The sequence below is a fragment of the Nocardia cyriacigeorgica GUH-2 genome (genome assembly GCF_000284035.1).
Lineage (GTDB): Bacteria > Actinomycetota > Actinomycetes > Mycobacteriales > Mycobacteriaceae > Nocardia > Nocardia cyriacigeorgica_B.
On the sequence record NC_016887.1, the window covers coordinates 3495182 to 3508148 of the forward strand.

The following is a 12967-nucleotide window of genomic DNA, read 5'->3' on the forward strand; positions in this document are numbered from 1 at the left end:
GGAATTCCGGACCGGGCGGCACCTCAGCCGCGGTTGTTCATGATCGCCGCGTACACCCGATAGTTGCCCACCAGCGGCACGAGCTCGAGCAGTTGTTTCACCGAGAAGTGGTTACGCAGTTCGGCCCAGGTGGCGTCGCTGATGAAGTACTCGGTATCGAGTTCGTCGACCGCGCGCATCAGCGCGGCCTGCGCCGGGCTCGCCGCGGGTGCCTCCGGGCCCGCCGCGACGACGGCCGCCACCTCCGGATAGGCGGCCGACCGCATGGACCATTCGCCGGCCGGCCCGACCCGCCACAGCATGCGCAGGATCGCCAGCTCCCGCTCGGCGGCCGCGAGTTTCATCCGCCGTGCCGCCATCGCGTCGATGCGGCGCACGATCGCGGCCGACCACGGATGATTCAGCGCGAACTCCGCCGTGATCGCCGGATCGTGCGGCACCCAGATGTGCGGACGCGACGGCGGCTCGGTGGTGATCTCGGCCGGGGACGGCGCCAGCGGCCGGTCCTTGCGCGGACGCCGCGGACGGGCCGGCGCGCGGCGAGCGGCGCGCGGCTCGAAATCGAACAGCTCCCCCGGCGGGCAGAAGTTGTTCACCATGGCCAGCACCTCGTACATCGCGCCGACCGAATACAGCTCGCGGTACTGGCGCGGCGACAGATACCGCAGCAGCCGCTGCTTGGTGGCCTCGGTGACGAGCTGGTCCTCGTGCAGTTCGTCGACCGCGGTGAGGATCGCGGCCTGCCGGTCGTTCCACAGCGACGCCGACGGCCCCTCCTTGATCGCCACCAGATAGTCCGCATCCTTGCGCAGCACCTTGGCGGTGAGCACGTGGTTCTCCCATTCGAACCGGCCGCCGCAGTTCCAGCTGCCGCGCAACGCGATCAGTTCCCAGTCGGCCACGGGCAGGATCGGATGTGCGATGGCCAGCAGGTGAATGTTGTTCACCAGCATGGTCCACGGGCCGAGGATGGTCGGATGGTGCAGCACGGGCACCACGATCTCGGCATTGGGCGGACTGAACCGCCACGGCAACGGATTGCGCAACCGCGGGGTGCCCGGCCGCGACCAGCCCAGTTCGATCTGCTCGGTCATCGGGTGGCCGTCCTCTCGCTGTCGGGTGCGGTGGGATCGGGTACGTGCGCGGCCGCGGCGATCGCCTCGGCCAGCAGATCCGCGGTGCTGGTGAGCTGTTCGTCGGTGTGCTCGGAGGTGACGAAGAAGCGCAGCCGCTCCTGCCCCGCCGGGACCGCGGGCGCGGAGATATTGCCCGCGTACACACCCCGTTGCAGCAGCGAGGAGGCCACGAACCCGGACCGGATCTCCCCGGGCACGATCACCGGGCAGATCGGCGTGCCCTGGGATTCGCCGACGTCGATGCCGCGCTCGGTGAGCAAGGCGGCGAACCGCTTGGCGTTCGACCACAACCTGGTCAACCGCTCGGGCTCGTCGTCGAGCACATCGAGGGCGGCCAGTGCGGCGCCCACCGCCGACGGCGCCGGGCCGCCGGTGAGCATCGCGACACCCGGCGCGGCCGCTTTCATCGCCCCGATCAGGTCGGCGTCGCCGGCGATGAAACCGCCGACGCTGCCCAGCGCCTTGGACAGCGTGCCCATCCAGATGTCGACATCCTCGCCCGCCATCGAATAGTGCTCGCGGATACCGCGACCGCGCGCACCGAACACGCCGAGCGAATGTGCCTCGTCCACCATGACCGCACAGTCGTATTCGCGGGCGATGGCGGCCATCTCGTTCACCCGGCCGACGGTGCCGTCCATGCTGTAGTGGCCTTCCACCACCACCAGCGCCCGGTCGAAGCCCGACCGCGACATCCGCAGCACCGAGCGCAGCGCCTCGGGGTCGTTGTGCCGGAAGGTGATCCGGCGACATCCTGCCCACTGGGTGCCAGAGATGACGCTGCCGTGGATCAGCGCGTCGCACACCGCGACGTCGCCGTCGCCCATCAGGAAGCCGAGCACACCGGCGTTGGTGAGATACCCGCTGGTGGTGATCATGGCGTCGCCGACGCCGTACCAGTCCGCGAGCCGGCGTTCGAGTTCGCCGTAGAGGGCGATCTCACCGGCCAGGATGCGGCTGGCCGAGGCCGAGGCGCCGTAGCGGTCCAGCGCGGCCTTGGCACCGGCCACCACCCGCGGATGGTTGGCCAGGCCGAGGTAGTTGTAGGCGCTGAAGTTCAGCAGCTCCCGCTCGCCCACCCGCATGGTGGCGTCGTTGGCGCCGGTGCGCGGCAGGAACAGCGGGTTGGGCATGCCGGTCTGCTCGTAGAGTCCGGCGATCGCCGTCCGGCGCGCCACCATGGCCGCCACCTCGGGATGGTCGGCGAACTGGCGGCCGGGTCCGCGGCGTTTGCGGGGCGCGGCGGTGGGGTTGGCCGCGGGCCGGACCGCAGCCGTGGCAGGCCCCGGCCGGGTGGTCGACGCCGCGGGCCCGATCGTTGCGGTTCCGGTGCCGGACAACAGCTTTCGCGCCAGATCGCGTGCCGACTCGGTCATGCGTTCACCTCCGCGGTCTGCTCGGCCGCCTGCTGTGCCGTGGTGGCCGGTGCCGCGAGCGCGGCCGACGACGTGCCGTTGCCTTCCACCAGATACGCGGCCACCTTGGCGCCCGCCTGCTCCAGGGTGAATGTGCGGCCCATCTGGAGCGAGGCCATGTCCACACCGAGGGATTTGGTGATCAGCGCACCGAATTCCACGGCCATCAGCGAGTCGAGGCCGAGTTCGGGCACCGGGACGGTCAGGTCGATCGACTCGGCCGACACCCCCATCACCGAGGCGAGCTGCTCGGCGAGCATATGCGCGACCACGTCGTTGCGTTTGCCCTCGTCGAGCTCGCGTAGCGCCGCCGCCAGTTGCGCGGCGGCCGAATCGTCCTTGGCCGCCGCGGCGATCTGCGCCTCGACCCGACCGGTCATGCCGAAGAACGGCGCGGTGGCGTCGACCTTGCCCCAGTCGATCGGGAAGATCGCACCGTAGTGGTGCAGGCCCAGCTTCAGTGCCTCTTCCAGATACTCGGTGCCCTCGTCCATATCGATGGAGTCGAAGCCGGTATTGCGCAGGTAGCGGGCCAGGTTCTCATCCGCGGCGGCCATACCGCCACCGGACATGTGACCCCACCCGACGGCCAGCGCCTTGCCGCCCTTGCGCACCACCACGTCGGCCACCGCTTGCAAGGTGAGATTCGCGGCGGTGTAGGCGTATTGGCCCACCCCGCCGAAGATCGCGCTGCCGGAGGAGAACAGGATGAACAGGTCCAGTTCCGCACCGGCGGTGGTGAGCCCGTGCAGCAGCGCGCGCACACCGTCGACCTTGGGGCGGTACACCGAGGCGAGGCTGTCGCGATCCATCACCGAGATGCGCTTGTCGTCGACCACACCCGCGGTGTGGAAGACCCCGCGCAACGGGTGCTCGGCGGTGTGCGCCCGGGCGATGACGGCAGCCATGGCTTCGGCATCGGTGACGTCGACGCGTTCGACGCTCACCTCGACACCCTTGTCCTCCCAGATCGCCACCTGCTGCCGGGCCGCCTCGGTGGTGGCACCGCTACGGCCGAGCAGCGTCAGCCGGGTGGCGCCCTTACCCACCAGCCACCGGCCCATGGCCAGCCCGAACGCACCGAAACCACCGGTGATCAGGTACTGGCCCGCCGCATCGATGACGACCTCGGGAATCTGCGGACGCACCAGCGGCGCTTCGTCTTCCAGGTTCAACGCGACCCGGCCGATCTTGCTCGACCGCGCGACCTCCTCGAACGCCTTGGCCACTTCGGCGGTTCCGTACGACTCGTACGGCAGCGGCTGGTAGGTGCCTGCCGCGATGGTGGTGTAGCTGCGCTGCACCAGTTCGACCGTGGCGTGGCGGCGCAAGGCCAGCATCCGGTCCAGATCCATCGAGTGGTAGGAGACGTTCTTGTCGAAGTGGCGCAGATCGAGCATGCCGCCGGTGTAGATATCGGCCTTGCCCACTTCCACGATCCGGCCGAATTCGGCGATGGCCTTGAAGTTCTGGCGCAGGATCTCCCCGGGCGCGGAGGAGATGATCACATCGGCGCCGCGGCCGCCGGTCAGGCCGAGCACATCGTCGACGAAGTTCAGCGATCGCGAGTTCAGCACGTGATCGGCGCCCTGCGACAGCACATAGGCGCGCCGCTCATCGGTGCTGGCCGTGCCGATCACCGTGGCGCCGTGCGCCTTGGCGATCTGCACCGCGGCCGCACCGACACCGCCGGCCGCGCCGTGCACCAGCACCGTCTCCCCCGGCTGCACCCGCGCCAGCTCCAGCAGCGAATGCTCGGCGGTGGCGAAGGCGGTCGCGTTGGTGCAGTGCGCGGGATCCACGTCCGGGGCCAGTTTGCGCACCAGATCGGCGTCGGTGGTGTGGAAGCGGCTGATCATGCCCTTGGAACCGAGGCTGACCTGATCGCCGACGGCCACATGCTCGACCTGTGAGCCGGTCCGCACGACGGTGCCGATGCCTTCCATGCCCGGCGTGGTGCCGAAGAAGGTGCCGGCGAGTTCGCGTTCGGTGAGCACACCGATCACCTTGAGCGGGTCCTTGTAGTTGAGACCGACCGCGCGGATGCGGATCTCGACCTCGTTCGGTCCGGGCTCGCGGCGATCGCACCGGCGCCAGCCCAGCCGCGACAGCACCCGCGACTTCGGCAGTTCCAGGGTGAAGTTGGCCTCCGGGTCCTCCAGCGGCACCGCTTCGTCCATGGCTTCGAGCCGGCCCGGCAGCGAGGCCTCCACCACGGTCACCCAGCGCAGGCCGTTGCGCAGGAACACCTCGTCGGAGTGGTCGTAGGTGAAGGCACCGCCGATGGCGAGTTCGGCGGCCAGCTCCGCATCGCCGGTCTCGGCGTCGACGTCGACCAGCCGCCAGCGCAGCCGCGGCTGCTCGTTCAACAACACCCGGCGGGCACCGGCCAGTGCGGCATGGCTCGGGTTCGGCGGCACCTCGTCCTGCGGATGGGCGAAGGCGTGTGCGGTGACGAGGGTGAGGTGGATGGATCCGTCACCGATGATCGACACCTCGGCCGCGCGCTCTTCGAGCCAGTCCTCGAGGAAGCCTTCGAGCATCACCGCGAGCCTGCGCAGCGTCCACAGGTTGTCCATGTCGGAGTACTCCGAGCCGGCCACGATCACCACGTGCACGCGCTCGACACCGTCGACGGCCGCGGCGGCGCGCACCCGGTCGAGCATGGCGGTCTCCAGGTCCGCGCGCGCCGGATCACCCACGGTGACGATCTCCGACCGCTGTGCGGTCCGCGCCACCTGCTCGGCCCGGGCGCTGACCTGCGAGCCGAGCTCGATCACCAGGGTGAACGCGGTCTCCGGTGCGGGCAGGCCGCTGCGGTCGACCGGATCGCGCATCTCCCAGCGGTCTTCGTAGAAGAAGTCCGTCATCCGTTGCAGCGCACTGAGTCCCGGGTTGATCGATCCGAAACGCATACCCGCGATGCGCATCACCAGGTTGTGCTCGGCGTCGAGCAGGTCGATATCGGCGGTCGGCTCGCCCTCGGTGTCGAGGCGGGCCACCACGATCACCTGGTCGGGGATCGGGGCGAAGGCGCGCACGCCGTCGACCCCGACCGGGACCATGGCCCCGTCCTGGGAGTTGGCGGTACCGGCCAGCAGGGCGGCCACGCTCTGCAAGGCCGCGTCCACGACACACGGGTGCGCGAGATGGCCGGAACCACGGGCGATACTGCCGTCGAGGGTGGCCAGCACGGTGGAGTCGGCGATGCGCACCGAGGTGGCGCGCTGGAAGGCCGGCCCGTAGGCCAGGCCGCGTTCGGCGAGTCCGGCGTAGAAGGCGGCCGGGTCGATCTCGAGCATGCCCGCGGCGTCGGGCAGTTCCACCTTCGACGGCTCGAACGTGCCGGTGACCAAGCGACCCAGCGCGTTGATGGTCCAGGTCGCTTCGGCGGCGCCGCGCGAACGGATGGTGAAGCGCTGCGTCGACTCCTCCACCGTGAATTCGACGACCGGGGCCGCACCGTCGGCGATGATCAGCGGCGAGACGAAACGCACCTCTTCGACGGCTACCGTGCCCGCCTCGCTCCGCAAGGCGGCGGCGCTCAACGCGGCGTCCAGGTAGGCCGCGCCCGGCAGGATCCGGGCACCGCCGACCACGTGATCGTCCAGCCACGGCAACGCGGCCAGGCTCAGCTCGACCGTCCACGTCGCCGGATCCATCAGGTCCGGATCGCCGAGCATCGGGTAGCCGCCCGGGGTGCCGTACTTGCGCTGAGTCAGGCCCGGCAGCTCGTTGTGCAGCACGGTGCGCTGCCACGGGTAGCGCGGCAGATCGATGTGCGGGGTCACCGGGTGGTCCGCGAACAGCGCATCGATATCGAGCACACCCGCGGTGTAGAGGCCGCCGATGGTGCCGCGAATGCTCTCCGAATCGGGCTGTTTGCGGCTCAGTGTGGCGATGCTGGTGCCGGTTTCGCCCGCGCCGATCAGGATCTCGCGGATATTGGCGCCGAGCACCGGATGCGGGCCCACCTCCAAGAACACCCGGCTGCCCGCGCCGACCAGTGCGGTGATGGCATCGGCGAAACGCACCGGCTGACGGACATTGCGGCACCAGTACTCCGCATCCCACTCGCCGCTGGTCACCCGCTCACCGGTGACCGTCGAGTACAGCGCGAGCACCGGATCCGACAGCTCCAGCCCGGCCAAGACGGTGCGCAACTCGTCGAGAATCGGCTCCATCAGATAGCTGTGGTAGGGCACCTCCACATGCAGCCGCTTGGCGAACGTGCCCTGCTCGGTGAGCTGTCCGGCGATCTCGTCCAGGCGCTCGACCGCACCGGCCAGGGTGACCGCGTTCGGGCTGTTGATCGCGGCGATATCGACCAGGTCGTCACCGGCGATCAGCTCGGCCGCCACCGCCGGGGCCAGCCCGACGGCCAGCATGCCACCGGTCCCGGCCGTGGTCGCCTGCAACCGCGCCCGGTGATAGCTCACCAGCAGCGCGTCACGCAACGACAGCATCCCGGTGACGTAGGCCGCCGACACCTCACCGACACTGTGGCCGACGACCGCCGCCGGGCGCACGCCGAGTTCGCCCAGCAGCGCGAACAGCGACACCTGCACCAGGAAGTTGGCCGGCTGCGCCACCGCGGTGGTGGTGACCTTCGATTCCTCTTCCGGGCGCAGCAGTTCCTCGACGATGGACCAGCCCGCGATCTCCTGGAACACCGCGTCGATCCGGGCCGCTTCGTCGGCGAAGGGCCCCGGCGACTGCAACAGTTCCCGGCCCATGGCCCACCACTGCGGACCCATGCCGGTGAAGACGAAGACCGGCTCGTCGGTTTTGCGCGGGATCACCTTGGTGGCGCCGCGTCCCTCGCCGGAGGCGAAATCGACCAGCGCGCGGACCAGTTCGGTGTCGTCGCCGAAGGTCAGTGCGGTGCGGAAGGCGTGGTGCTGGCGGCGAGTCCAGGCCGCCTCGGCCAGGTGGGCGGGGTCGGCGCCGTCGGCGATGCGCTCGGCGAAGCCCTTGGCCAGATCGCGGGCGGCCTGCTCACTGCGCGCCGAGATGGGCAGCACGCCGAAGTGCTTGGGCTCGCGCTCGGCGGCGGCCGGCGGGCGGTATTCCTGCAAGATCGCGTGGGCGTTGGTGCCGCCGTAGCCGAAACCGTTGACCGCCACCGTCATTCGCTCGATCTCGGGGCCGACCGGTTCGGCCTCGAGCTGGATTTTCACGTTCAGATCGTCGAACGGGATATCGGGGTTGGGCTGTTCCAGCCAGCCCTGCGGCGCGATGGTGCGATGGGAGATCGCCAGCGCCGACTTGATCACACTGGCGACGCCCGAGGCGGCCTCGGTGTGCCCGAGCTGCGCCTTCACCGAGCCGACACCGAGCGGAGCGGTGCGGCCCTCGACCTTGCCGTAGGCCCGCCCGATCGCCTGGAGTTCGAGCGGATCGCCGACCGGCGTGCCGGTGCCGTGCGCCTCCACGTAGGTGATCTCGTGCGGGGCGATCCCGGCGCGGCGGGTGACCTTCTTGGCCAGCTCCTCCTGAAGATCGGCATTCGGCACGGTGATGGCAGTGGTGCGCCCGTCCTGGTTGGCGCCGGTGGCCTTGATGACGGCGTAGATCCGGTCGCCGTCGCGTTCGGCGGCCTCGAGCTTCTTCAGCACCACCATGCCCGAGCCTTCACCGCGGCCGTAGCCGTCGGCGGCAGCGTCGAACGGCTTGGAGCGGCCGTCGGCGGCGAGGAAGCCGCCCTTGCACATGGATACGAATGGTTCCGGCTGCAACAGCATGGTGACACCACCGGCCATCGCGACCTCGCAGTCGCCGCTGCCGAGGGCCTGGCAGGCCAGATGCAGCGCGATCAGCGACGACGAGCACGCGGTGTCCACCGTGACCGCCGGACCCACCATGTTCAGGGCGTAGGCGATGCGGTTGGACAGCATCGTGTAGGACGCGCCGACGGCGGTGTGCATGTCGACGAACGGCAGCGCCTCCCCCGCCATCGACACCGCCAGCTGGTCCATCGTGAAGGCGCCGATGTAGACACCGATCGGCGCGCCCGCGATCGTGCCCGCGATGCCGGCATCGTCGAGCGCCTCCCAGGCAACTTCCAGGATGAGCCGCTGCTGTGGATCCATGGCGGCGGCCTCGCGCGGGGAGATACCGAAGAAATCCGGGTCGAACTGCCAGGGGTCACCGGTCATGAAGGCGGCGCGCTTGGTGTACATGCGGCCGGGGGTGCGGCGGTCCGGGTCGTAGTAGCGGCGGTAATCCCAGCGTTCGGCCGGAATGTCGACCACGCCGTCGCCCTTGCCGACCAGGAATTCCCAGAACGATTCCGGTGAATCGATGCCACCCGCATAACGGCAACCGATTCCGACAATCGCGATATCAGACACGAAGACTCCTCACCCACATCGAAATAAACCCCTGGAGAACCCCCCATTTGTGTGTGCCGGCGAAACCCCTTGCCAGCCGTACCATTCACCCGCGCAAGCGCGCGTCGGTCAGACCTTCGCCTCCGCGGGCGGTCGCATCACGACGTTCATCCGCGGGCCGCCGCGGCCGATGGTCGTCTCGCCGATCCGGCGACCGCCCAGCGCCTCGTAGAAGCCGACATTGTCGTCTTTACAGATGCCGTACAGCGGCACGCCGTCCCGGTCGGAGCGGTCGCGCAGCGACACCATCAGCGCCTTGCCGACGCCCATGCGCTGGGCGGCGGGATCACAGCCCAGATAGACGACGAAATTGTGCGGCTCACGCGGTGCGACCCGCGCCAGCGCGGTGTCGATGGCCATCCCGCGCGGGGTGGCCGCACCCATGGCCCACAGGAATTGCGGCCCCGACACCGCTTCCCGCCACAGGTTCGTGCGATACCCGGCCGGATACCAGAGGATCGCTCCGACGATCGCGCCGTCACGCACCGCGATCTCCGCCCCACCGGCGGGGATGAACCGGTACTTCACCATCACCCTGAGCATCCGCGGCGCCCGGTGCCGCCGCACGGCCTCCGAGGGGAAGACGAACTCCTCGATCGGATCGTCGTGCTCGAAGGCATCGGCGACGACCCGGGTGATCTCATCGATATCACCGACGGTGGCCTGCCGAAGGACGATCCCGGCGGACTGATCCAACACTGTCCCTTAATATTTCGCACTCTGCCCATCGGCGCTGACGGACGCTACTCGCCAGTACGTTACCCGATTCGCGCACCCCTCACCCCTCGGGCAGCTGTGGTGAACAACAGCTCCACCGGGAGTTGATTCGTTAGATCGCATAGCCTAGGGTGGCGAAACCTTCGCGGCCCGAATCGTTTTCGATTCTCCCCGATTCCGGCGATACTTCCCAAACTTGGGAATACCCTCCCACTTCCATGCTCGCAACGGCCGATCTTGTTAACCTTTGAACGTTAACCCAAACATGCTGTGATGCGCATATCAACGTATCGGCACTATTACTCGGCTTGACGGGGCTGACGCCCGCGTCGCGGTGGTCGCGGCATTGCCTGGTGGCTCAGCGCCGGGAACAGTTCAGTTGTCGTACGACGCGACCCCGACCGGCCCCGAGGCGACACACAGATCCAAACCGGGTGTCGTCGCGGCGATCCGCAGGGCCTCCCCGCTTCCGATGACCCGGACGAATACGGTGTGCAGCCCCTTCTGGACCGGAACCGCCACCCGATCACCGTGTTCGAAGCCGAGGGTGACGGTGCCGTCGCGGCCGGCCAGATAGTTCAGTTGCACCGTCCATTTGTGCGACAGCATGGGGCCGTCGAGGTCGAGCCGCACCGGCGCCGGACCCTGCACGCGATAGCCGCAGCCCGGTACCGGGCCGGGCCGGATGCTGCGGTTCCACCAGACCTGCGCGTCGACGATGTCGCCGGTATCGGTGATCATGCGCAGCCTCGGGGTGGAGTCGGCGAAGGTGTCCGGGCCGGTAACCGGCGCCAGCACCCGGCTCGCCAGATTCTGCGGATACGCGGTCGGATTCAGCACGGTCCACGGCACCTCCTGCTCCAGCAGCGGCGCGTCGAGCGTGCCGAGTTCGGCGGCGACGGTGGTCAGGTAGCGCTCGGTGGTGCCCTCGGACCAGGACCGCACGAAGGTGATGGTGGACCACACGCTGCTCATGACGAACGCGGCCGTCAGCATGAGCACGGCGGCCGCCGATGGCCGGCTCGTCCGCTCGGTGGCCCGCGGCCGGGCCGACACCAGCAACGCGCCGCCCGCGGTGAGGACGACGGCCAGATCGGCGAGATAGCGCAGCGATTGCATCAGCTCGTCGACGGTGTTGGGGCCGCCGCGCGCAAGCCCCACCGGAATCAGCGCCACACCGAGATACACCAGCACCGTCAGCCAGACCGCCGCCGCGCGCGGGCGCGAGCGGATCGACCACCCCACGATCGCCGCCAGCGCGAGCCACGACAGCACGACCAGGACCTGCGACGGTGTCGCCCACGGCGCCGCGGGCACCCACCGTTCCCAGCTCCACGGTCCACCGACCACCGTCGGCACCACCCCGAGCGAGGTGGCGCTGTGCAGCAATCCCGGGATCTCGCTCGGTTGGCTGCGTGCGTAGGCGATATCGACGACGGCGAGATAGGCCACCAGCCAGCAGCCGAGCACCAAACCCGATCCGATCCACAACGGTGCCCCACGCCGCGCCACAGCGCGGATCACGCCCCGCTCCCCCACCACATACCGCGACAGAGCCGCCACCGCGAACGCGGTCGCGGGCACGATGACTGCCTTCTCGAAGAACAACAACCCCACCGCCAGCGCCGCCACGCCACTGATCGCATAGCGTCGCCGACCGGTGCGCACGAGCAACACCGCGTCGGCGATCACCCAGGCCAGTGCGCATTGCAACGGCAAAGAGTTGAGTGCGGCCGCCCACCAGGCGAAGGCGGGCACCGTCACCGGGCAGAACAGATAGAAGGCCAAGGGCACCAGCACTATTCGCCGGGTGCCGAGCAGCACCACCAGCATCCGCAACACCGCGACCGACGCGGCCGCCTGGAGGACGAGCATGGTGACCACCGGCCCCGCCCACGACAGCGGAGCGATCGCGGTAACCAGCCACGCGGTGGCGAAGGCGGCCGGCATGAAATGGCCGTCGTGGTCGTAGAACAACAGGTCCGGCGACCACAGCGCATGGCTGCCGGCCCGGCCGATCAGGATCAGGTCATCCCAGTAGAAGTACCCCGACCCGGCCACCCACCCGCGCAACACCAGCTGCCCGACGATCAGCGCCACGGCCGCCAGCAGCACCGGAGACCACCGAACCGCCGGAAACCGCCAGGTCGAGCCGTTCGTCCCGGTCGGCTCCGCCCGCTCGGCGGGCTCCATTAGGGCGGCCGGGGCGGTATCCATGGCACCCCAGGGTAGCGCCGGCGGCGGCGAGCGCACGGCGGCGAGCGATCCGGCGGGGCGCCGGCAACGAATTCCCCGAGCAGGCCACCGCTCGGCTGGTATGCAATAGTGCGATCGCAATTCGCTGATTGCCCAGCGAGACCGGGCGGAGGCGACGATAATCCTGCTGTGGGACAGACTCTCCGAGAACTCGATCCACATCCACCGTCCACGGTGACGCACGGCAACCGGCCATGGCCCGGCAGCCACCCTCCTCGTCGCGCACCGGGACCACTGCCCTCGGAGAGTCGCGTCACCCGGCCCCCAGCCGACCGCGCGGCGGCATCTCGAGGCGGGCCGAGGTCCCACTCCCCCGAGATGACCCGACAGTGATCGGCCGCGCGGACCCGTCCCTCGCCCGACGGAGGCGACCGGCGCCGCGCACGGCCACCGCGAACCGAAAGGCTCCCACCGTGACACCCTGGTCGATAGCACGCCCCGGCGCACCGGCTGCGACACCGAGCGGCCGAACCGGCCCGAGCGCGGGAGGGCGCTAGGCGGAGGCGGACGAGCGATGCGACGACAGCACTCGATATCCGGACCGACCGACGACACCACCGCATGGGCACCGGAACTGGACTCCGCGCGTCTGCCCACCGCACAAGATCTCATCGACGCCCTGGACCACACCGACACCGGCGGCGCCTCGGCCGACCGCCATCCGGTCACCCGCTGCGCGCGATATCTGTCCACCCTGCACCCCTACACCGCCCCCGAACCCGGCACCGATGCCGCCTCCACGCGGGACTCGCTGATCCACGCCATCGACGTGTGGACCGAAAACCATGTGCCGCAACACCGCCGGGGCACCGTGCTGCACACCGAAACGCTCGGCACCGTCGTCGACCGGATCGTGGCCGCCTACATGCACGTCCGGCACCTGAAGGCGAAGGGCTCACCGCAACGTCCCAGCGTGGAGGATGCCGAACGCCGGCTGGCGCAGCTGGTGGAGAGCTATACCGGTCTGGTGCAGGAGGTATCGGCCGGAATCCGCCGGCTACCCACCCATTCCGCCCGGATCGAGGGCGACTGAGCTCCAGCGGCAATCGAT

6 protein-coding genes are annotated in these 12967 nt (G+C 69.4%); 1 reads left to right on the forward strand and 5 read right to left on the reverse strand.

Going from position 1 to position 12967, the window contains the following annotated elements; translation table 11 throughout:
- Positions 1–23 precede the first annotated feature (23 nt).
- From NOCYR_RS15665 to NOCYR_RS15685, 5 genes are all read right to left on the reverse strand, one after another.
- The gene (locus NOCYR_RS15665) at positions 24–1094 is read right to left on the reverse strand and encodes a carboxymuconolactone decarboxylase family protein (protein ID WP_014351363.1); all 1071 of its coding nucleotides are present in this window, start codon (positions 1092–1094) and stop codon (positions 24–26) included.
- On the reverse strand, positions 1091–2512 hold the full coding sequence (locus tag NOCYR_RS15670) for an aminotransferase class I/II-fold pyridoxal phosphate-dependent enzyme (RefSeq protein WP_014351364.1): 1422 nt from the start codon (positions 2510–2512) through the stop codon (positions 1091–1093). The genes NOCYR_RS15665 and NOCYR_RS15670 overlap by 4 nt, the downstream gene beginning before the upstream one ends.
- Positions 2509–8904 (reverse strand): type I polyketide synthase, encoded by a 6396-nt coding sequence (locus tag NOCYR_RS15675; protein WP_014351365.1) that lies wholly within the window; start codon positions 8902–8904, stop codon positions 2509–2511. The genes NOCYR_RS15670 and NOCYR_RS15675 overlap by 4 nt, the downstream gene beginning before the upstream one ends.
- Positions 8905–9012: 108 nt before the next feature.
- Positions 9013–9642, reverse strand: a complete 630-nt coding sequence (locus NOCYR_RS15680; RefSeq protein WP_231855937.1) for a GNAT family N-acetyltransferase — start codon at positions 9640–9642, stop codon at positions 9013–9015.
- A 393-nt stretch (positions 9643–10035) separates the two neighbouring features.
- Positions 10036–11853: a hypothetical protein gene (locus tag NOCYR_RS15685; RefSeq protein WP_416382419.1), complete on the reverse strand. Its 1818-nt coding sequence runs from the start codon at positions 11851–11853 to the stop codon at positions 10036–10038.
- Positions 11854–12430: 577 nt separating this feature from the next.
- Between NOCYR_RS15685 and NOCYR_RS30810 the strand changes: the two genes are divergently transcribed.
- Positions 12431–12949, forward strand: coding sequence for a DUF4254 domain-containing protein (locus NOCYR_RS30810; RefSeq protein WP_014351369.1), 519 nt, complete (start codon positions 12431–12433; stop codon positions 12947–12949).
- The last annotated feature ends 18 nt before the right edge of the window (positions 12950–12967 follow it).